This window comes from Mesorhizobium sp. IMUNJ 23232, from assembly GCF_044326205.1.
In the GTDB taxonomy this organism is placed as follows: domain Bacteria; phylum Pseudomonadota; class Alphaproteobacteria; order Rhizobiales; family Rhizobiaceae; genus Kumtagia.
On record NZ_JBIRCY010000069.1, the window covers coordinates 1 to 20,845 of the forward strand.

23 protein-coding genes are annotated in these 20,845 nt (G+C 63.2%); 9 read left to right on the forward strand and 14 right to left on the reverse strand.

The annotated features are described in order from the left end of the window. The first annotated feature begins 235 nt into the window (after positions 1-235). The 7 genes from ACH196_RS31950 to ACH196_RS31980 all read left to right on the forward strand — a co-directional run bounded on the left by ACH196_RS31950 (position 236) and on the right by ACH196_RS31980 (position 5,872). Positions 236-1,048: an MBL fold metallo-hydrolase gene (locus ACH196_RS31950; protein WP_396650886.1), complete on the forward strand. Its 813-nt coding sequence runs from the start codon at positions 236-238 to the stop codon at positions 1,046-1,048. Further along, on the forward strand, positions 1,048-2,082 hold the full coding sequence (locus ACH196_RS31955) for a zinc-binding alcohol dehydrogenase family protein (protein WP_396650887.1): 1,035 nt from the start codon (positions 1,048-1,050) through the stop codon (positions 2,080-2,082). Before ACH196_RS31950 ends, ACH196_RS31955 begins: the two co-directional genes overlap by 1 nt. After that, positions 2,079-2,933, forward strand: a complete 855-nt coding sequence (locus ACH196_RS31960) for a fumarylacetoacetate hydrolase family protein (RefSeq protein WP_396650888.1) — start codon at positions 2,079-2,081, stop codon at positions 2,931-2,933. The genes ACH196_RS31955 and ACH196_RS31960 overlap by 4 nt, the downstream gene beginning before the upstream one ends. A 7-nt stretch (positions 2,934-2,940) precedes the next feature. Then, a complete protein-coding gene (locus ACH196_RS31965) occupies positions 2,941-3,981 on the forward strand; it encodes a Gfo/Idh/MocA family protein (protein ID WP_396650889.1) in 1,041 nt (346 codons plus the stop codon). Between the two features lie 16 nt (positions 3,982-3,997). Further along, positions 3,998-4,354 carry a putative quinol monooxygenase gene (locus tag ACH196_RS31970; RefSeq protein WP_396650890.1) on the forward strand — a complete coding sequence of 119 codons (357 nt, stop codon included), beginning with the start codon at positions 3,998-4,000 and terminating at the stop codon, positions 4,352-4,354. Between the two features lie 224 nt (positions 4,355-4,578). Continuing rightward, positions 4,579-5,448: a dihydropteroate synthase gene (folP, locus tag ACH196_RS31975; RefSeq protein WP_396650891.1), complete on the forward strand. Its 870-nt coding sequence runs from the start codon at positions 4,579-4,581 to the stop codon at positions 5,446-5,448. A gap of 61 nt (positions 5,449-5,509) precedes the next feature. Beyond that, positions 5,510-5,872, forward strand: coding sequence for a hypothetical protein (locus tag ACH196_RS31980; RefSeq protein WP_396650892.1), 363 nt, complete (start codon positions 5,510-5,512; stop codon positions 5,870-5,872). 209 nt (positions 5,873-6,081) lie between these two features. On the opposite strand, the gene pqqE is transcribed toward ACH196_RS31980, so the two are convergent. The 9 genes from pqqE to ACH196_RS32025 form a co-directional block, all read right to left on the reverse strand. Continuing rightward, positions 6,082-7,209 (reverse strand): pyrroloquinoline quinone biosynthesis protein PqqE, encoded by a 1,128-nt coding sequence (gene pqqE, locus ACH196_RS31985; RefSeq protein ID WP_396650893.1) that lies wholly within the window; start codon positions 7,207-7,209, stop codon positions 6,082-6,084. Further along, positions 7,206-7,514 (reverse strand): pyrroloquinoline quinone biosynthesis peptide chaperone PqqD, encoded by a 309-nt coding sequence (gene pqqD, locus ACH196_RS31990; RefSeq protein WP_396650894.1) that lies wholly within the window; start codon positions 7,512-7,514, stop codon positions 7,206-7,208. Before pqqD ends, pqqE begins: the two co-directional genes overlap by 4 nt. Beyond that, complete coding sequence (gene pqqC / locus ACH196_RS31995) at positions 7,514-8,296, reverse strand: pyrroloquinoline-quinone synthase PqqC (RefSeq protein WP_396650895.1); 783 nt, start codon at positions 8,294-8,296, stop codon at positions 7,514-7,516. The genes pqqD and pqqC overlap by 1 nt, the downstream gene beginning before the upstream one ends. Before the next feature lie 37 nt (positions 8,297-8,333). Further along, positions 8,334-9,272, reverse strand: a complete 939-nt coding sequence (gene pqqB / locus ACH196_RS32000; protein WP_396650896.1) for a pyrroloquinoline quinone biosynthesis protein PqqB — start codon at positions 9,270-9,272, stop codon at positions 8,334-8,336. 137 nt (positions 9,273-9,409) lie between these two features. After that, positions 9,410-9,505: a pyrroloquinoline quinone precursor peptide PqqA gene (locus ACH196_RS32005; RefSeq protein WP_396650897.1), complete on the reverse strand. Its 96-nt coding sequence runs from the start codon at positions 9,503-9,505 to the stop codon at positions 9,410-9,412. 168 nt (positions 9,506-9,673) lie between these two features. Beyond that, complete coding sequence (locus ACH196_RS32010) at positions 9,674-10,243, reverse strand: PQQ-dependent catabolism-associated CXXCW motif protein (RefSeq protein WP_396650898.1); 570 nt, start codon at positions 10,241-10,243, stop codon at positions 9,674-9,676. Positions 10,244-10,262: 19 nt separating this feature from the next. Beyond that, positions 10,263-11,126, reverse strand: a complete 864-nt coding sequence (locus ACH196_RS32015; protein ID WP_396650899.1) for a substrate-binding domain-containing protein — start codon at positions 11,124-11,126, stop codon at positions 10,263-10,265. A 1-nt stretch (position 11,127) separates the two neighbouring features. Beyond that, entirely contained in the window at positions 11,128-11,658 is a 531-nt protein-coding gene (locus ACH196_RS32020; protein WP_396650900.1) for a c-type cytochrome, methanol metabolism-related, read from the reverse strand. A gap of 174 nt (positions 11,659-11,832) precedes the next feature. Continuing rightward, a complete protein-coding gene (locus ACH196_RS32025; protein WP_396650901.1) occupies positions 11,833-13,734 on the reverse strand; it encodes a methanol/ethanol family PQQ-dependent dehydrogenase in 1,902 nt (633 codons plus the stop codon). A 710-nt stretch (positions 13,735-14,444) separates the two neighbouring features. Here ACH196_RS32025 and ACH196_RS32030 point away from each other — a divergent pair. Next, a complete protein-coding gene (locus ACH196_RS32030) occupies positions 14,445-14,792 on the forward strand; it encodes a hypothetical protein (RefSeq protein ID WP_396650902.1) in 348 nt (115 codons plus the stop codon). Positions 14,793-15,262: 470 nt separating this feature from the next. Here ACH196_RS32030 and ACH196_RS32035 read toward each other — a convergent pair whose 3' ends face one another. The 3 genes from ACH196_RS32035 to ACH196_RS32045 all read right to left on the reverse strand — a co-directional run bounded on the left by ACH196_RS32035 (position 15,263) and on the right by ACH196_RS32045 (position 17,189). Next, entirely contained in the window at positions 15,263-16,117 is an 855-nt protein-coding gene (locus ACH196_RS32035; RefSeq protein ID WP_396650903.1) for a quinoprotein dehydrogenase-associated SoxYZ-like carrier, read from the reverse strand. A 122-nt stretch (positions 16,118-16,239) separates the two neighbouring features. After that, complete coding sequence (locus tag ACH196_RS32040; protein ID WP_396650904.1) at positions 16,240-16,647, reverse strand: hypothetical protein; 408 nt, start codon at positions 16,645-16,647, stop codon at positions 16,240-16,242. Positions 16,648-16,712: 65 nt separating this feature from the next. After that, the gene (locus ACH196_RS32045) at positions 16,713-17,189 is read right to left on the reverse strand and encodes a hypothetical protein (protein ID WP_396650905.1); all 477 of its coding nucleotides are present in this window, start codon (positions 17,187-17,189) and stop codon (positions 16,713-16,715) included. Between the two features lie 184 nt (positions 17,190-17,373). Between ACH196_RS32045 and ACH196_RS32050 the strand changes: the two genes are divergently transcribed. Next, a complete protein-coding gene (locus tag ACH196_RS32050; RefSeq protein WP_396650906.1) occupies positions 17,374-19,071 on the forward strand; it encodes an amidohydrolase in 1,698 nt (565 codons plus the stop codon). A gap of 22 nt (positions 19,072-19,093) precedes the next feature. Here the strand turns inward: ACH196_RS32050 and ACH196_RS32055 are convergent, their stop codons facing one another. Together ACH196_RS32055 and ACH196_RS32060 are read right to left on the reverse strand one after the other, a co-directional pair. After that, complete coding sequence (locus tag ACH196_RS32055; RefSeq protein WP_396650907.1) at positions 19,094-20,068, reverse strand: quinoprotein relay system zinc metallohydrolase 2; 975 nt, start codon at positions 20,066-20,068, stop codon at positions 19,094-19,096. Beyond that, positions 20,068-20,844 (reverse strand): ABC transporter ATP-binding protein, encoded by a 777-nt coding sequence (locus ACH196_RS32060; protein ID WP_396650908.1) that lies wholly within the window; start codon positions 20,842-20,844, stop codon positions 20,068-20,070. The genes ACH196_RS32055 and ACH196_RS32060 overlap by 1 nt, the downstream gene beginning before the upstream one ends. Between the last annotated feature and the right edge of the window lies 1 nt (position 20,845).

Consider the following 20,845-nt stretch of genomic DNA (forward strand, 5'->3'; position numbering starts at 1 on the left):
CCTCTCCCCCTGCCCGGGGGAGAGGATAGCCGGCCGCAAGGTGAGCGCCAGTCGCTGGCGCTGCGCATCCTCTCCCCGGGCAGGGGGAGAGGTGGCCTGAAGGGCCGGTGAGGGGTGATGCCGCAACAAACCGGCGAAGCCGGATTGGAGCGGATGAACTCGATATGTGATTGCCCGTCGAAGACTGGAAAGAGAAACTGCCGCGTCGCCTCCGCCCATTCAGAGGAAAACTTCCATGCCCTCACCAACCACCCGCATCCGCTTCCACGGCGTCGCCGCCTACGAGATCGTCACGTCAAACGGCATGCGCATCCTGTGCGACCCGTTCCTAGACCAGAATCCGGGCGCGGCGACCAAGTCGACGGAATTCGATCATGTCGACCTGGTGATCGTCAGCCACGCGGCCTTCGATCATCTCGGCGACACCGACAAGATCGCGCAAAAATACGGGTGCCCGGTCGTCTGCGGGGGCGAGGTGAAGGCCTGGCTGATGGATCGCGGCATACCGGCGACACAGGTGCGGGCCACGACCTGGGGCATCCGCGTGAAGGTCGCGGGCATCGAGATACAGCCGCTCGAATGCCATCACTGGTCGCAGATCCGGCTGAAGGACAACAGTTTTATCTCCGGCGTACCGATGGCCTTCATCGTCTATGCAGACGGGTTGCGCTTCTATCACTATGGCGACACCGCCATCTTCTCAGACCTGAAGTTGCAGGCCGAACTCTACAAGCCGAATGTCGGCTGCATCGGCATCGCCAATCCGCAGGAGATCCTGCACCTTAACCCTATGCCGGGCGAGATGCTGACCGGCGAAATGAGCCCCCATGAGGGTGTGCTAGCAACGCAATGGCTGGGCCTGGAGACGGTCCTGCCCTGCCACTACATCACGCTCGACGGCGACAAGGACGTCGCCGACTACATGAAGCACCATCGCGCCGCCAAGGCACGTGGCGAAGGGATTGCCGATCCGTATCTGTTGCGTGCCGGCGACTGGATCGAGTTCGATGCCGCCGGAAAAGTCTTGCAGCCGGCAAAGGCGGCGTGATGAGCGGACCGAGAATGCAAGCCGCCATCTTCGACGCGCCGGGAGCGATCCGCATTGCGGATGCGCCGAAGCCGACGCCCGGGCCGAGCGAGGCGCTGGTGCGCGTCAAGGCGGCGGGGCTGTGCGCCGGCGATCTCTACATCTTTACCGGCAAGAACCCTTACGTTTCCTATCCGCGCATCGGTTGCCACGAGATTGCCGGCGTGGTCGAGGCCTATGGCGCGGGCGCATCGGGTCCGGCGGTCGGTTCGCGGGTCGTCGTCGATCCTTTCATCGGTTGTGGAAGATGTTATCCCTGCCGGATCGGCAAGCGGAATTGCTGTGCCAATCTGCAGATCGTCGGCGTGCATCGCGAAGGCGGGTTTGCCGACTATGTCAGCGCGCCCGCGACGAATCTCGTGCCCGTGCCGGACAGCCTGATCGACTTCGAGGCGGCGTTCGCCGAGCCGGTGGCCATCGGCGTGCAGGGTTGCCGCCGCGGCGAGGTGACGGCCGATGACACCGTGCTGGTACTCGGCGCCGGGCCGATCGGCCTGGCGATCGTCGAGGTCGCCCGCGCCAGGGGCGCAAAAGTCTATGCGACCGACCTTTCCGCCGAGCGCCTGACGACCGCGGCCGACCTCGGCGCGACGCCCGTCGCCGGCGGTGCCGGGCTGCTCGAACGGGTCATGGAAATCACTAACGGCGAGGGCATGCCGGTCGTCATGGAAGCCACCGGCGCGGTCGCGGCAATGGAGCAGACGATCGACCTGGTCGCATCCGGCGGCAGGATCGTCATTCTCGGCCTGGTGAAGAAGGGAACGGGTGTGACGCTGCCCGGCCTGGACTTCACCCGCAAGGAGGTGACGATCCATGGGTCGCGCGCCTCGGTCGACTGTTTTCCCGAAGCGCTCGACCTGCTTGCGTCGGGAAAAATTCACTACCCGAAGATCGCCAGTTCCTTCGCGCTTGGCGAGGCGCCGGCGGTCTTCGCAAGACTTGCAGACAATCCCATGGCCTTGCACAAGGCCGTCTTCATTCCGGAGGCCGCATGAAACTTGTCACTTTCTCGCATCGAAAAGGCGGGCATGATCATCACGCCGGCGTGCTGGAAGGCGAGGCGATCGCCTGCCTGACCGAAGCCGGCCTCGCGGCAAATGTGCTGGAGATCGTCCAGGGCGGGGCCGCCGCTCTGGAGAAAATCCGGGCCGGCCTGGCCAAGGCGCCGCGTTATGCGCTGGCGGATGTGAAGCTGGAAGCGCCGATCCGTCCCGGAAAGGTCCTGTGCTCCGGCATCAACTACAAGGGCCATGCCGACGAGAACCCGAACGCCAAAATGCCGACCGAGCCGTTCTTCTTTGCAAAACTGCCGAGTTCGGTGGTCGGGCCGGATGTGCCGGTGGAGAAATCGCCGCGCACCGAGCAGATGGATTATGAGGTCGAATTCTCAGCCGTCATCGGAAAACGCCTGCACAAGGCCGCGGAGGCGGAGGTGATGCCCGCAATCTTCGGCTACACGCTGCTCAACGACATTTCGGCGCGCGACGTGCAGTTCAAGGACAACCAGATCACCATCGGCAAGAATTTTGCCGGCTACGCGCCGATCGGCCCATGCATCGTGACCGTTGACGAGATGAAGGATCCCAACACCGTCGCGCTGAAAACCCGGCTGAACGGCAAGACGCTGCAGGACGGCAATACGTCCGACTGGCTGTTCTCGCTGCCGCGGCTGATTTCGTTTCTTTCGCATTACGTTCCGCTGGAACCGGGAGACATCGTCACCACCGGCACACCGGCGGGCGTGGGCGTCTTCCGCAATCCACAGGTCTTCATGAAGGCCGGCGACGTGGTAGAGATCGAGGCGGCCGGTATCGGCGTGCTCAGAACTCCAATCGTTGCGGGATAGGAAACAAATGACCATTCGCGTCGGCGTCATCGGCTGCGGCTTCTATGCGCAGAACCATTTGAATTCATGGCATGAATTGAAGTCGGAGGGCGCGCTTCTGACCGCCGTCTGCGACGTCGATCCGCAAAAGGCCGAGGCCGCCGGCAGGAATTTTGGCGTCCCGCACTATACCGACGCGACTGAGATGCTGGAGGCGGAAAAGCTCGACGTGGTCGACATCGTCACCCGCCACGAGACGCACCGGGCGCTGGCCGAACTGGCGATAGGCAAGGGCGTCGCGGCCATCGTCCAGAAACCGTTTGCGACCACCTGGGACGATTGCGTGGCAATCGTCGATGCCGCGGCTAGGGCTGGTATCTGGTTGGCCGTGCACGAGAATTTCCGTTTCCAGACGCCGATGCGGCATGTCAAAAGGGTGATCGACAGCGGCGCCATCGGCCGGCCGACCTGGGCGCGCATCAATTTTCGCACCGGCTACGATATCTACAAGACGCAGCCCTATTTCTACAACGAGGAGCGCCTGGCGATTGCCGATGTTGGCATCCATGTGCTTGATCTCGCACGCTTTTTCATGGGCGAAGTGGCGCACATCTCCTGCGAGACGCAGCGCCGAAACCCGAAGGTGCGGGCGGAGGAAACCGCCACGATGATGCTGCGGCACGAAAGCGATGCCGTCAGCGTCGTCGAATGCACCTATGGCGCGCGCAAACTGCCGGATCCTTTTCCCGAAACCCTGCTCGAGATCGAGGGCGAGACCGGCGCCATCGTCGTCAGCATCGGGCTCAGGATGTCGGTCACCAGCAACGGCCAAGTGTCTGAAGAATCAATCGGTTCTCCGCTGCGATCGTGGACCAGCGAGCCCTGGCATGCCAGCCAGGAAGGCGCCTTGAACGCCTGCCAGCATTTTCTCGATTCTCTTAAGCGCGGGGTGCCGGCGGACACGTCGGGAGAGGATAATCTGAAGACGTTTGCCTTGGTGGAAGCGGCCTACAAGGCGGCGGAGGAAAAGCGCGCGGTCAAGCCGGAAAGCTGGCAGCGCAAGGCTTGAGGAGGCGGAGGTTTTGATGAAAGCGGCGGATGCCAGTTCCGAAAGGCTTGGGATGGCCGCCTTCGCCATCACTGTCGCCTTCGAACTGGTCGATGGCGCCTTTCCGGAGTTTTATCAGAGGGTTAGCGAGAATGCATCGCAGTCGGTCGCGGTCGAGCCGGGCTGCCTGCGCTTCGACGTGCTGACACCGGTCGAGGCAGGGGCCTCGCCGCAGGTCTTTCTCTACGAGATTTATCGCGACCGTGCCGCCTTCGATTTCCACCTGGCGTCCGACCATTACCGGAGTTTCGACCTGAAGACCCGCGACCTTGTCTCGAAGAAGACGGTCTGGGCCTATAGCGTCACGGAAAACGCAAAGATTTCAGCGGTTTAGCTGCGTCCGGCCGGGCGGTGGAAATTCTGGTCATGCTTGGAAAGCCGTTGTTTTCCAATGGCTTGCGCGGAGCGCAACGATAAAATGCCGTAACAAGCATGACCAAAGGGGTGCACAAGCCGGACTATGATGCCTAAAACGCCACGATCGCTTGACGGCGGAGCGTTTTGGCATTGACGCTTTCACGGCGCGCGGGCGCGGAAAATCTGGACGGATTCTTTCTGATGAGACGCTGGCAGCTTGCCCACGGACGCCACCTCGACCTCGGCGACAAATCGATCCTGATGGGCATCCTCAATGTGACGCCGGACAGTTTTTCCGACGGCGGCGAGTTCGACCGTCCCGAACTGGCAATCGTCCAGGCGAAAAAAATGGTCGAGGAGGGCGCTGATATCATCGATGTCGGCGGGGAATCGACCCGGCCGAACGCCACGCCGGTGTCGGCTGAAGAGGAGCAGGCGCGCATTCTTCCGGTCATCGAGGCGCTGGCGGGGCAGGGGTTTTTGATCTCCGTCGACACCTATCGCGCCGGGACGGCGCGGCTGGCGGTGGCGGCCGGCGCCCATATCGTCAACGACGTGCATGGGCTGCAGCGCGAACCGGATATCGCAAAGGTGGCGGCCGACACCGGGGCGGGGCTGGTCATCATGCATACCGGCCGCGACCGCGAAAAGCTGCCTGACGTCATCGAGGACCAGTTTTTCTTCCTCAGACGCTCGCTGGAGATCGCGGCGGCGGCAGGCATAACGGACGACCGCATCGTGCTCGACCCCGGTTTCGGTTTCGCCAAGGATTATGAGGAAAATCTTCAGGTTATGGCGCGGCTCGGCGAGCTGCGGGCGCTGGGCTTTCCGCTGCTGGTCGGCACCTCGCGCAAACGCATGATCCGCCACGTGGCCGGCACCGACCGGCTGGCGCAGGATACGGGCACCGTCGCCACCAGCGTCATCCTGCGCATGAAGGGCGCGATGATTTTCCGGGTGCACAATGTGGCGATGAACTGCGATGCGCTGGCGTTTGCGGATGCGATGGTGAAGAGGGGTGGCCTTTCAGGTAACGAGGAGACGTCTCAGGTCGGGATACCCCGACCCTGACGATTTGGTGGCATTTGGAGATCAGCGGCCATCTGCGAAGCCGCCTTGATGTTCCCCAAGTTTGACCGGCAGTCATGCGGCGACGATAGATGACGACAACGCCGCCAAAAAGCCGCCTCCTGAATTGTCAATCGGCGGGCGCGTCGAGTATTCCGAGATAGGCTCCGTTCTCTTCGAACCGGCAGTCGAAGCCGGCATCGCGGTCGTCGTCTTCGCTATCCACCGTGCCCAACACCAGAAGCTTTCCTTCCCGTCGAATTGGCGGATCGGTCGTAATGTCCTCGGGTTGCGCTTCATATTTCGCCGCGACAGCCTTCTGACAAAAGATGGTCATTTCGCCCTCGGGAACTATGGTTCCAAGGCGGGGTTCTTCGGCCGCATTGCCGCTCCGGGCCATGACACAGCCAACGATCGCAAGCGTTAGCAGCACGCCCTTCGAGTGATATGTCATCATCGTAGATCGCTCCTTGTTTCAAGGCATGTCGCAAGCCTAAACTTGCAATTGCTTTACGAAGCCGGTGACGACACAGTGCTCGCCGGACGTTCTTGCGGGCAAGCTTACGCTACCAAATCCGCAGTCATATTGACCTTAGGTGAAGCCCGCCTTGAATTAAAGGTATTCTATCGCCTGTCTCACTCCACCAGCTCCCGCCGCCGCGCCACCGCCCCGATGCGGCGGTAGACGAACGGTTCGTCGCGCCTGATGCGAGCGCTGGCCTGCGCTTCCTCGATCAGGCGGGCCATACGGGCGTGCAGGGGAGATTTCGCGCAGGCCGGGTCGGTGGCAGCGGCGTCGCCGGCGATCGCCATCGCCTGGCAGCGGCAGCCGCCCCAGTCGATCTCGCGGCGTTCGCAGCTTCGGCAAGGCGCCTGCATCCAGTCGGTGCCGCGGAAGGCGTTGAAGGCGGGTGAATCGCGCCAGATCTCGGCGAGCAAGCGGTCGCCGAATTTTTCGAAGGTGAGATGCGGGATCGAGGCGGCGGCATGGCAGGGCAGCACGGTGCCGTCGGGGGCCACCATGAAGGCGTCGCGGGCCCAGCCGCCCATGCAGGGTTTCGGGTAGGTGGCGAAATAGTCGGGCGTGACGAAGTCGATGTTGAGGATGCCGGTCAGTCTTTCCTGTGCTTGCTCGACGATCTCGGCCTGGCGGTCGACCGCCGCGCGGTCGGGCATCAGCGCGTCGCGGTTGACCAGCGCCCAGCCGGAATATTGCACATTGGCGATCTCCAGCCGCTCGGCGCCGAGCGACAGCGCCAGCTCGATGAAGGCCGGCACCTCCTCGATGTTGTGGCGGTGGATCGGCGCGTTGATGGTGAGCGGCAGGCCGGCGGCGCGGGCCCGCCGCGCCGTCTCCAGCTTCTTCTCATGGCTGCCGGCGTGGTTGGAGACGAGTTCGGTGGTGACCGGCCGCGCGCCCTGGAAGCTGAGCTGGAGGTGGTCGAGCCCCGCCTCGGCCAGCGCCTCGATGCGGCCTTCAGCGATGCCGACGCCGGCGGTGATCAGGTTGGTGTAGACGCCGCGGGAGGCCAGGCCGGCGACGAGTTGCTCCAAGTCGCGGCGCAGCGTCGGCTCGCCGCCGGAGAGATGCACCTGCAGCACGCCGAGATCGGCGGCCTGGCGGAAGAGGTAGAGCCAGGTGTCCGTGTCGAGCTCGCGGTTGGCTTTCAAAAGCTCGGTCGGGTTGGAGCAATAGGGGCATTGCAGCGGGCAGCGGTGGGTGAGTTCCGCCAGCATGCCGATCGGGGGCAGGAGCTCGGTCATAGCTTCACCAGAAGTTTGTCGGACCATTCCTGGAGGAATGTTATGACGTCGGCCGAGACGTCGGCTTCCGGAGCGTCGTATTCGGCGGCAAGGCCGGCGACGATTTCGGCCACCGAGGTGCTTCCGTCGCAGCGGCGCAGGATGTCGAGGCTGATGTCGTTGGGCCAGAACACTTTTTCGGGCGAGAGCACGGCATGGGCCTGGCGCACCGGGTCATACTGGATGCGGACGTGGCGCGGCAGGGCGGGGATGGAGTGGAGCGAGACGAGGGCGCGGCCGCGGGGGGAGGGTTGTTGGGGGATCATCACGCCGCATCCTCCCTGTACGCACCGGGCGGAATATGGCCGGCGCCGCCATAGGCGTGTTCGAGTGCGTCGAGCATGGCCCACAGAATATCACATTTGAACACCAGCGCGTCGATCACACTTTGCTGGCGCTCGGGCGTGTCGGCGTGGCTGATGACATAGGCCAGCGCGAAGTCGGAATCGCGCGACGCCTGCTCGGGGCGCTTCTTGAAATAGGCCAGCGTGTCCTCGGTGATGTAGTCGTATTTGGCCAGCATCGCCGGGACGCGCTCGCCGATGATGACAGGGGAGAACAGCTCGGTCAGCGACGAGGCGACCGCCTCCAGCAGCGTGCGGTTGGCGCAGAAGGAGAGATAGGCGCCGACGGCGAAGCGCGTCGCCGGCAAGGCGAGGCGCTCGCTTTTCACCGCGTCGGCATCTAAGCCGAGTGAGGTGGCGAGGAAAAGCCAGCGGGCGATGCCGCCGCTCCAGCCGTCGTCGCCGTCATGGTCCTCGATGCGTTTTCGCCATTCGGCGCGGAAGGCCGGGTCCTCGGCGCGGGCCAGAATGGTGGCGTCCTTGCGCGGGATCACAGCCTGATAGCAATAGCGGTTGAGCGCCCAGGCCCGCATCTCCAGTTTCGACAGGGCGCCGGAGGTCATCTTGTGATGGAAGGGATGGCTGTTGTGGTAGCGCTCGGCGCCGACCTGGCGAAGAACTGCTTCGATCTGCGAGGGCGTGAGGCCGTCCCTGGCGGCATCGTGGAAGTTGCGGGGGCTGATAGCTGTGGTCATGACGTTCATATCGACCTCCGCTCCGCAAGATCGTCATGGAACCCTTTCACAGCACGATCTCCATGCCGTCATGGGCGACTTCCCATCCCGCCGTCCGCAAGGCGGCGCGCTCCGGCGAGGTGTCGTCGAGCACGGGGTTGGTGTTGTTGATGTGGACGAAAACGCGGCGGCCGATCTTCAGCCGGGAAAGTTCCGCGACCGAGCCGTTTTCGCCCCACATGGCGAGGTGGCCCATGCGCCGCCCGGTCTTCTGGCCGACGCCGGCGGTCAGCATCTCGTCGTCGGTGAAGACCGTGCCGTCGAACAGCAGGCAGGCGGCACCGTCGAGACGGATCCGCAGGCGCTCGTTGATATCGGCGCAGCCGGGGACGTAATAGGCGGCTTTGCCGCCATTTGCCGCGGAGACGCGCACGCCGATCGTGTCGCCGGCTTCGGAGCCGAAATCGGCGGCGGGGCGCGAGGCATCCTCCAGATAGAGCGCGATCTTGCCGGGCACCGAAAAGCTTTCGACGCTCAAGCCGGTGTCGCGGTTGCGTGCGTCGCGGATGATGACGGTCTCGTCGGGAGGCAGCAGCCGGCGCGGCACGATTTTGGGATCGAGCACGTTGAAGATGGAATTGGCGGCTATCACTTCGAGCACGCGCCGGGTGGCGTAGATGGCGAAGGGCTCGCGCTCGCGCAGGCTGAGCAGGCCGGCGACATGGTCGACATCGGCATTGGTAAGCACCACCGCACGGATTGGCGTCGAGCGCAACGGCGCGTCAGGCGCGGGCTGCAACTCCGGCGTCTGGGCGATCTGCTGGCGGATGTCGGGGGAAGCATTGAACAGCACCCAACCACTACCATCGGCGGAAGCCGCCAGACTGGATTGGGTACGCGGCGCGAAACCCTGCTCGCCTGCGCGCGCGGCGCGGCTCAGCCGAAAATTGCAGTTCCATTGCGGAAAGCCGCCGCCTGCCGCCGATCCGATGATCTTCAGGCGCATGGCCGACATCCATTTTCAGCTTTTGAATCGGCCACAATTCACACCCTCGCGAACGAGCCGCGAGTTCATTGCGTACACCTGGAACACGACTGACGGCGCGTGGCCCCGTCGCCGGGAACACGCGCCGTTGCGGTCGCCTACTTCTTGGGCGTGACTTCCGCGGGCAGATAGCGCGAAATTTCCATGCCCGCGGCTACCTGGCACATGGTGGGCTTCGTCCAGCTTTTCTTCATCCGTTCCTCCTGTTGTCCCGGCCCCAGGGCCGGACCTCGCCGTTCGGCCGTCGCAAGGCACCGTTATGCGACAGCCGGTCGTCCATCAGTTCAAAATGGACAAACGAATGAAAAAGTCCTGAAAACGCGAAAATCAAAAGGCAGTCGGTATTGGTCGGTTTCAAAATCTCAGTTCGGCAAGACGTAGGGCCTGTTTTCCGTGAGCGGCAGCTTGGCGTTCTCCCATCCGTCGGAACCCGGCGGGTACCAGAGCACCGAAGTGTGACCCCATTCGACCGCGCGCTTGGCCGCGTTCCACGACATCCAGCAATCGGTCATGCAATAGAACAGGATCGGCTGCGACTTGTCCGATCCGGCGCTGGCTTCGATGCCGGTGCGGAAATACGCCGCCGTCTCCGCGTTGATCTCGCCGTAGCCGACATTGGCCAGCCAGATGCTGCCCGGTATGTCGCGTCTGACCTTGTCCTTCCAGATCGTGCCTTTCGGCAAATTGGCCGGCTTCGGCGCGTTCGGCATGACGTCGAAGAACACCGCCTTCTTCTCCCGCCACAGCGTCTCGGCTTCCTCCGTCGTCACGACCTTGGCGCCCTTCAGCGTTTCGGGCACCGGCGCGCGATACTCCTCCATCCGGTAGCCGGCGGGTTCCGGCACGCCGTCCGCATAGGAGGGGGACGCCCAGCCGAGGAGGCCGGTCGCCAAGATAAGAAAAGCCTCCTTTCTCCATCCTTCTTTCCTCATGCCGATCGGTCCGCCGCATCTATTGCGTGATCGGTTTGTCCTGTTCGTCGATCAAGGGTACGCCATAGCCGAGCAGGATCTTGTTGATCTCAGCCTGGTTGTCCTTGATCAGCCGGTTGAGCGTACGCTTCCACTCCTGGTCGGAGGGGCGCACGCCCATCGTGATACGGTAGGACATGCGCGATCCCGTTTTCTCCTTGGTGAGCGGCACGACGGCGAGGTCGGCGCCGGATTTCGCCGCGTAGTAACCGCCCATCGGCCCCCACACCACCGCCGCGTCGATTTCGCCGGAGGCAATGTCCTTGATCATCATCTCGGCGGCGGAGTCGGTGAAGCGGGTATCGACCATCAGTTCGTAGACCTTGGCCTTCTTCATCAGGTTGGCGCGCGCCATGTTGGAGGCCGGCGGCGTGCTCATGACGACGCCGATACGCTTGTCGGCGAGCCTCGGGTCCTCGATCGTCTCGACGCCGTCGAGGCCGCCGCCCTTTTTGTACATCAGCACATAGGACGAGCGGTAATAGGCGTTGGTGTTCTGCACCTGCTCGTCGCCCTGCGCATAGCCCATGATGATGTCGCAGCGGTTGGCGCGCAGCGTCTGGCGCACAAAGCCGGTGACCATCGGGAACCAGGTGTAGGAGACCGACTTGCGCCCGGTCTTGGCAGCGACGAACTCGGCCAGCTTGTTCTCGAAACCCTGGCCGCTCTGGTCGGTGAAAGGCATGTTGGACGGGTCGGCGCAGACGCGCAGCACATCAGGGTCGACCAGTTCGCCGGCGGCCCCTATGCCCGCACCCTGCGCCAGGGCGGCGGCGCCGGGCATGGCCAGCGCACCCGCCAGGGCGAAGATTGCGGTCAGCTTGGTGGCGCCGCGGAAAATCATCTCAGCCGCCCATGCATGACGCTTCGGCTTCCTTCGCGGTCTTCGGCTTGTCGGCCTTCTTGGCCGGGCGGCCGCGCGGCAGGTCGCCGACGGCGCGGGCGCGCAGGTAGATATAGAGGTCGTCCATGTAGCAATAGACGTTCTTGTTGTCGCCGAAGGCCGGCATGACGTTTTCCTTGCCGCCGCCGACATTCTTGCGGCCTTCAGCCACGATCGACAGGAACGTGCCGTAGTCCATCGTCTTCACCGAAGTCGCGAGGGCGGGCGCATAGCTGGAGCCGACGCCGTCCGGACCGTGGCAGACGTGGCAGTCGGAATTGAAGCGCCGGTAGCCGCTGAACGTGTACCAATCGACCGTGCCGTCGTCCTGGATCTTGAAGGTCGGGTTGCCATCGGCGTCCATGTACTTGCCGTCGTCGTCGCTGGCCGCCGCCGCCTTCTCCTTGGTGTCGGGATCGCTGGCGCTCTGCGCGAGGGCATGACCGGCGAGGGGGAGCAGAAGGCAGGCGAGAAGCGCAGCGCGAAAATTCATTACGAACCTCTTGGTTGGTTTCGCCACGGACACAGCTTGGCTGTCGGAGTGCGGCGGTGACAGGCTTTGCGGTTGCGTGGCGAAATCAGGAGCCCGGCCGGGTCGTGTCGAGCCGGGCTCCGTTTCGTGGCCTTTCCTTTAAAAAGGCGCGGGCCTGTTCATGGTTCCCGAATATCAGTCCGGGAGACCGAAGACGGTGAGCTGGCCGCCGAGCGTCGTGTATTCGGCCAGACCGGCGTAGCCGCCGACGGCGCCCAGACCGGCGGTGCCGACCGATGCGGCCTCGTCGCCCTGTTCGCGGCCCTGGTCGACCGCACCATGCCATGCAGCGGCGTTCTCGGGAGCGAGAAGCCCGCCCGCCAGACCGATGCCTGCCCAGCCGCCGACACCCGACAGCACGGCGATATACTGCTTGCCGCCATGTTCGTAGGTGTTGACGTTGCCGATGATGCCGGACGGGGTCTTGAACTTGTAGAGTTCGTTGCCCTTGTCATCGACCGCCTTGATGTAGCCTTCCAGCGTCCCGTAGAAGACGATGTCGCCATCGGTCGCCAAGGCACCCGACCACACCGAGAACAGTTCGGGCTTCGACCAGACGATCTCACCCTTGGCCGCGTCCCAGGCGATGAAGTTGCCCATGCCGCCATGGCTTTCCGGGGCCGGATACATGGCCACGGTGGCGCCGACGTAAGGCTGACCGGCGGTGTAGCTCACCTTGTATGGCTCGTAGTCCATGCAGACGTGGTTGGTCGGCACGTAGAAGAGACCGGTCTTTGGCGAATAGGACGCCGGCTGCTGGTCCTTGGTTCCAAGCGCCGCCGGGCACACGCCCGTGGTGTTCACGTCCTCGCCGTTCTGCTGGGTGGAGTATTTCGCGACGACCTGCGGGCGGCCATACTGGTCGCTGTTCTTGTCCATCACGACTTCCGTCGCCCAGTTCACCTTCGGATCGTATTTCTTGGCGACCAGAAGCTCGCCCGAATTGCGGTCCATCGTATAGGCGAAGCCGTTGCGGTCGAAGTGGACGAGCACGTCGTGCTTGGCGCCGTTCACGTCCATGCCGTCGACGAGGATCATCTCGTTGACGCCGTCATAGTCCCACTCGTCGTGCGGGGTCATCTGGTAGACCCACTTGGCCACGCCCGTATCCGCGTCGCGGGCGAAGATGGTCATCGACCAGCGGTTGTCGCCGGGGCGTTGCACCGGGTTCCAGGTCGAGGGGTTGCCGGAGCCGTAGAACACGAGATTCGACTTCGGATCATAGGCATACCAGCCCCAGGTCGCGCCGCCGCCCGTCTTCCACTGCTCGCCTTCCCATGTGCCGATGCCGGAATCCTTGCCGACCGGCTTGCCGAGCTGCGTGGTCTTTTCCGGATCGAGCAGCGTATCGGCGTCGGGACCCATCGAATAGCCCTTCCAGGCCAGCGATCCGTCCTTCAGGTTGTAGGCAGCCACCCAGCCGCGGACGCCGAATTCGCCGCCCGAAATGCCGACGATGACCTTGTCCTTGACGACGATCGGCGCATGCGTGCCGGATTCGCCCTTGCCGCCGTCGGTCTGCTCGCCGTTCTTGACCGACCATGCGACCTTGCCGGTCTTGGCGTCGAGCGCCACGACCGTCGTGTCGGCCTGGTTGAGGATGATCTTGCCGTCGCCATAGGCAACACCGCGGTTGACCGTGTCGCAGCACATGATCGGGATGACGTTCGGATCCTGCTTCGGCTCGTACTTCCAGAGGATCTTGCCGTCATTGTTCAGGTCGAGCGCATAGACGATGTTCGGGAACGGAGTGTGGACGTACATGACGTCGCCGATCACCAGCGGTCCGCCTTCGTGGCCGCGCAGCACGCCCGTGGAGAACGTCCACTTGACCTGCAGGTTCTTGACGTTGTCCTTGTTGATCTGGTTCAGCTTCGAGTACCGCGTATTGGCATAATCGCCTGTCGGCATCGCCCAGTTCTTGGGGTCAGAGGCAAGCTTCTGCAAGTCGTCGTTCGCCCACGCGCCAAAAGCCGTTGCACTGGTAAGCAGCGCCGCGGTCAATGGAACGAGGGTGGCTTTCTTGAGTACACGCATCGAAAATCCTCCCGGGGTTCACAAGCAGGAATCAATTGTCTTGCCACAAGGGCTCGCCCAAGCGATTCTAGTAGTGGGAAGTATTTCCGGCAGCGTGTCACGACCTAAGCCAATGAACAGAGGGCACCGTTACTGCCCATCCGCTTGGCCTACGAAAGACGGCCACCGCTCCCTATGACGGTGACGCCCTTGAAGCCGGAAACACGGAAAACCTATGTCATTTGGGTACAGCAGGCAAGCAAAAACCCGGTTGTCTATGTTGCAGTGCAATATACCGCTCGATATGAGGCGAAGGGAAAGGAACAAATCTAGAAATCGACTAATGATTTAGTATTTGCCGTCTCTCTCGTGGCAAATGTGTATATCGGAAGTGAGGTTTGAGCTTATCGCCAGCCAATACTAAACTGGCTTCTTCAAGCCTATTTCGGCTGGCGCCCGCCTGTCAGCGTGACGGCTTCAAACCCGACCACGGATAGTTCGATGCATAGGAAAAACATGTCGGACAGACCGCCACAGGCGAACGAAAAATGCCTCCACAAGAGGCTTTCGCTGCTATGCAACGCATTCCTCCTTTGGTCCAATATGCTTTCGTCCTATCCCGCCCACATGATCGGTATCCGCCGGGGTGGTCCGCCTTCGCGGCGCAAATTTGATGCCGCCGCCGCCTCGATCGGGCGCTTCGGCGGCAAGACAATGCGGAGGTCGATCTCATGATCCGGTCAGCGAAACTCCCTGTCCTATCGCTCCTTATGGCCGGAGCCCTGGCAGCCCCGGCGAAGGCCGCTGGCGACTATCCGACGACGGCGCTGGCCGACTATGTGCTCGGCTGCATGCAGTCGAACGGCCAGACGCGCGATGCGCTGGAGCGCTGCTCTTGCTCGATCGACGTGATCGCCTCGATCATGCCTTATGAGGATTACGAGCGGGCCGAGACGTTCCGGCGCATGGCGCAGATGAGCGGCGAGGCCAGCGGCCTGTTCCGCAACAGCGCGCCCGCCAAGGCCGCCGGCTCGGAACTGCGGCGGGCGCAGGCGGAAGCGGATGTCAGGTGTTTTTGAGGGCGGGGTGCACTCGGCTTTGCTTTGCCGATTTTCCGTCTCTCGCAATCTTGCCGCGTGCCTTGGCGAAGGTAGAAAGGGCGCTCGCCGGGAATGTTCTGAACCGGCTTTGATCTCGTCGAGTCCGAGGCCTGGATTCCCGACACTCTCCGCTCGCTTTGCTCGCTCACGAGGTCGGGAATGACGACAGTGACAAGGCCGCTTCCGCTAGTCGCCAACGTTGACGATTGGCTATGGCATTAGTGATGTCGTCATTCCCGACCTCGTGAGCGACCGAAGGGAGCGGAGAGTGTCGGGAATCCATGCCTCGGAAGCGAAACTACAAAATCGGCTTAGAATTCCTGCTCCGCTTTGGATGTGGGAAGAGAGTGCGTAAGCGGCTATCTCCCGACTTGTCAGTCGCCGGCCCGAAAAAAACGAACCGGGGAAGGGTAGAGATCGGGACTGAATCAAGCCTAGCAGTGGTCACTTCACAGCCCCGTCGCCTCCAGCGGCCACTGGTCCTTGAACACCTTGCCGTCCGTATCAACCGCTTCGACGCGGATCTCGCCATTGCCCTGAACGTCGAAATCGAAGCGGAAGTTGGGATCCTCGGAGATCGAGATGCCGCCTTCCATCGACAGGATCGGCCGGTCGGCCTGCGAGATCGTCAGCTTCTGGACGAAATGCGCCGGGATGAAATATTGCGTCAGCGGATCGCGCTGCAACCCGGAATTGTTGGGGTGGCGGATCATGAGCTGCAACTCCTCGGCCTTCGACATCGTCTCCTGCTCGGGGAACTGGCGCAGCTTCATCTTGCCCATCGAGGCCAGCGCCTCCGCTGTGTTCTTGACGGCGGGCGCCGAGCAGCCGCCGGACGCCTTGACGAAGGTCTGTGTCATATGGAGTTCGCCGCTCGCCGTCTCGGCAATGGCGCGGATGTAGGAATAATCATTGACCCTGACGCGCGTCGACAGGTGCGTCACGCCGGCATCCTTGCCGAAGGTGAAGGTTGCGGCGACGGGCGCGGGGTTCACGTCGATGATCATGGTCACCGCTTTCACGCCGTCCGGCGCCTTGGCCGGGTCGATATAGATGTCGACCGGCACAAGTGCGGCGTCCTGCGCGCGCTTCGGCGCCTCGATGCGGACAAGCCCGGTGTCGGCCAGGATGGCGCGGTCGCCGAACACGTCGCCCTTGAGGCCGGCCCAGATCTTGTCGGACGAGGCCATGGTTTGCTGTGCCTTGGCGCCACCAGAGAAGCCGGCAAGCGCCAGCACGATCGCCGCAAGCAAGGAAAGCCAGCGGGAGCCGGAACGCCGGTCCGCGAGAGTGTGAAATCGCATCGATGCCTCCACCGAGAAAGGAAAGGTGGTGCCCAGGCTGCGAGGGATATTATGCCTCGGCGGGGCGGTTGGCAAATCAGGGGTGCGTGAAGCGGCTCACGATTGGAGTGTAAAGTTTCTTCCTACGCTTGGATCAAAGACCCTTTCAATGCTTCATCGATCCGCCGGCGATACTCCACTTCGTCCGTCAAGATATTTTCCTTCCTTAGCCTTGAGATCACCAATTCGAAACCTCGCCTGGTCACGTCCTTGAGGAAACTCTCAATTTGCGCCCCTTCTGCGCCATCCCAGGCCGATCTTGGCATGAAAAGGTCCAGCGTAATCTCTTTCTGTTTCTTGTAGAAACGTACATTGTCCGGGCCGGATTTATTCCAGTATGAGATGTCTCCGTCGATCCGCAGCACGAAGCCGACCTCAAGGCCTTGGACACTGTCCCAATCGGGAAAGCTTCGCGCCAGTCTGCGGCGCAGACCCATCCAGTACGGCTCAATAATGCCCCGGGATGTCGGCCCGCCTTCCTGGACGCCCAATGTAACGCGCTCCCTGACACTCTGCATGCTTCCAGCGACCCTTGCATCGATTCTATCATCGCAGGTTAGCCGGCGGCCGGCCGGCTGGCCTCGATCCTGAAATCCTGGTTACTGCGGTATTCACCCAGACGGATAGCGTCGAAGGCGTCGTGCTGGCGTTTGTCGATGCGAACGCCGAGCAAGTTCAGCGCGCGATTGATGACATCCTCTTCCGCCATTTCCGGCTCAAGCACGACTGCGCTCCTGTCATAGACGGCAGCCGCCTGAAAGCCCTGTCCGCCATGATATTCGGTCTCGATATAGGCGATACACCCGGACCGCGACGCACTCCGTAGAAACGCGTTCAGCGCCGGCGTGAGATATTGGAAGGTCGCAATGGTTTCCTCCGAGGTGTGTCCGAGAATTTCGTCAAGGTTCTGGTCATCGAGCGGAATGAACGCCATACCCTGTGCGAGCATCACGGGTTTGTCCTCGCCGAAGATCGGACCCAGCGCTTTGAATGTGAGCGTGCTTGCGACGATGCCGGTAATGATATGGGCCATCGCCGAGCGATACCTTGTTTCTCGTCGCACCGCACGCTCCGCATTCGCATATTCAGGAGCAAGAGCGGCTTCACCGTGCCACGTTGCCTTTCACCAACGGAGGCTTAGCGCCCGCCTTGACGGTTCCTATGTGGCTTGCCACCTTGGCCCAGCGCCGGAGAGCGTCGCGTCAGGGAGGACGGCCGTGAAAAGAATACCGCGAAAGGCAAGCCTTGTTCTCGCCTGCCTCGCCGTGCCGCTCGGCGCGGCGGCAGCCTTCGCCGACGGGCAGGCCGTAGTGCTGCGCGGCGCGCGCGTGCTCACCATGGATGACGCCAAACCCGAGGCGCAGGCGATTGCTCTGGTCGACGGGAAGATCGCGGCGGTGGGGTCGGATGCCGACGTGGAGCCGTTCCTGAAGGGTGCAAAGGTTTATGACCTGCCAGCCGGCGCGCTGGTGCTGCCGGGTTTCCAGGATGACCACAACCATTTGATCTGGAGCGCGACGCAGGCCGAGGATATCAGCCTGACCGATGTCGCCGACAGCGCCGGCCTGCGCGCCGCGATCGAGCCGGCGATGGCGAAGCTGCCAAAGGACGCCTGGCTGCGCGGTGGCGGCTGGAGCGTCGCCGTCTACAAGGAGCCTTCGGCCAAGGCGCTGGACGAGATCACCGGCGACCGGCCGGCCTATTTCGACGATGTCGACGGCCATTCCGGCTGGGCGAATTCGGCGGCGCTGAAGCTTGCCGGCATCGACGCCAATACCAAGGATCCGGAGGGCGGGCGCATCGAGCGCGACGCCGAGGGCAATCCGACCGGCATGCTGCGCGAGAACGCCATGAGCCTGGTTTCCGGCCTGCTGCCAAATTATCCGGACGAGCAGGTCGACGCCGGGCTGGCGAAGGGCCAGGCCGAGGCGATGAGTTTTGGCATCACCGCGATCATCGACCCGTCGGCGGAAGAGTGGATGCTGAAAGGCTACCAGCGCGCCGACGCGGCCGACAAATTGAAGCTGCGCGTCGAGGCGGCGGTGAAGATCGACGCCGAAGAGGGCGCGGCCGGCGTCGGTCGGGTGCTGAAGCTCAAGAACGAATACGCCTCGCCGCATCTGGAGGTGACGTCGATAAAACTCTTCGTCGACGGCGTGATCGAGACCGGCACGGCGGCGCTGCTGGAGGCCTATGTCGGCTCGAATTCGGCCGGTGATCCGCTGTTCACGCCCGAGCAGTTGAACGGCATCGCGGTTGCCGCCGACAAAGCCGGCTTGCAGCTTCATTCCCATGCCATCGGCGACCGTGCGGTGCGCATGGCGCTCAATGCCTACGAGGCAGCCGAAAAGGCCAACGGCAAGCGCGACAGCCGCCACCAGATCACACATCTGGAACTGGTCGACCCGGCCGACATTTCGCGCTTCAAGCCGCTCGCCGTGGTCGCCAACATCCAGGCGCTGTGGGCCTATCCCGACACCTACATCGTCGACCTGACCCAGCCGAAGATCGGGCCGAAACGCTCGGAATGGCTCTATCCGTTCGGAGCGCTGAAGCAGGCGGGCGCGACCATCGTCGGCTCCAGCGACTGGAGCGTGTCGTCGATGAACCCGCTGGAGGCGATCCAGACCGGCGTGACGCGGCAGGACATCGCCGATCCCACCGGCAAGGTGCTGACGCCGCAGCATAGACTGGACGTGATGGACATGCTGCGCGCGTATACGGTGAACGGCGCCTATGCGGCCTTCGACGAGGCGGAGTCCGGTACGCTGACGGTCGGCAAGCGCGCCGACGTGGTGGTGCTCGACCGCGACGTGACCAAAATACCGGCGACGGAGATTTCTGGCGGAAAAGTGCTGGTCACGCTGATTGATGGCGAGCCGGTGTATGAGGGAGAGGGTGTGGAGGGGAAATAGCGCTTTGGGGTGTCGACACCCGCTACTCCCACTCCAGTTCCGCATAGGCCGCTGTCGCATTCCGCCCGTTGTAGTCGTCGAACAGCGCCCAGTTTTCGCGCTCGGAGAGACCGGCAGTCTCGACCGCCTTGGCGAGTGGCACGCCGTCCTTGATGGCCTTGCGCAGATCGCCCGCCAGAACCTCGAAATAACGACGCTCCGCGTCGAGGGCTTGCGGCCAGGCCGACGGCACCGGCCCGTGGCCGGGCACGACCACGGTGGCGTCAACCGCCGCGAGGTCGTTCAACTGGCGCATCCAGCCGAGCAGCGAGCCGTCGAGCGTCGGCAGATGGTTTAGAAAGACGAGGTCGCCGGTGAACAAGGTCTTTGTCTTGCTGTCGAACACGGTCAGATCATTGTCGGTGTGCGCGGCCTTCCAGGCGCGCAATTCGAGGCTGCGGCCGCCAAGGTCGAGGTCGAGCCTGTCCTCGACCAGCAGCGTCGGCGGGATGATCTCGACGCCTCGCATAAGCTCTTCGCCGAGCTGCTCGCGAAAACTGTGCAGGTAGAAGGCGGCGCGCGCTTCCAGCGCCGCCGGCAGGTTGCGGTGGCCGACGATGGTCGCCCCTGTCGGGCGGAAGGCCGCGTTGCCAAAAATGTGGTCGGGATGCATGTGGGTGTTGATCAGATAGCGGACCGGTTTTCCGGTGATTTGCTTGATCGCAGCCAGGAAAGCCTGCCCCTCGACGAGGCTGCCGCCGCTGTCGATGACGGCGACCGCCTCCTCGCCCACGACCGCGCCGATATTGGCGATGGTGCCCCGGTTTTCCGGCGCCAACAGCTCGTTGACGCCCTGGAAGGCGAAGACGCCGTCGGCGACCGCCTTGATCATGAGGTCGAGATTTTCGGCGGCAAGCGCCCGTGGCGGGCAGCAGGGCAGCAGGGCAGCGCTTGCGCCAAGGCAAGCGAAACCCGCGACGAGCCTGCGGCGCAGCGGATCGATGGGGGCGGCGTGCATCAGGCCTTGCCCGGAAACTTTTCGTAGAACGACCGCACGAGGTCGCCCATGACCGTCGGATTGCGATTTTCGCGCGGCAGCCTGACGTCGAAATAGCCGACGACATGGGCCGGGCGCTCGGACAGGACAATGATGCGGTCGCTGAGCATCAGCGCCTCGCGCAGGTTGTGGGTGACCATCAGCGCCGTCGTTGGCCGCGCCGACCAGACGGAGAGCAGCAGGTGGCGCAGCCGACCGGCGGTCGGCTCGTCGAGCGACACGAAGGGTTCGTCGAGGAACAGGATGTCGGGCTCGGTGGCGAAGGCGCGCGCGAGCGCCGCGCGCCGGGCAAGACCGAGCGAAAGTTCGCCCGGAAAAAGCTTTCGCATTGCCGACAGGCCGAGCGTGTCGAACAACGGCGTGAGGTCCTTGCCGCGCAGCGGCTTGGGCAGGGCAAGCCGCACATTGTCCTCGACGCTGCGCCACGGCAACAGCGTCGGCTCCTGGAACACGGCGGCAATGCGGCCGCCTTCCGGCAGGCGGAAGGAGCCGGAAAAGTTGCGGTCGAGGCCGAGCAGGATGCGCAAGGTCGTCGTCTTGCCGCAACCTGAGGGCCCGAGCAGGCAGGCGAACTCGCCGGCACGCACTTCGAAGGACAGGTCTTTCAGGGCCGGCAGCGATACGCCGTCGGCGGACACGAAGGTCTTGTCGGCGATGTCGACGCTGAGCGAGGGTTTTGCGCTAGCTTTGGCCTCGCCTTCCGTTTCGTCTTCCGCTTCCGGGCCCAAATACAGCATT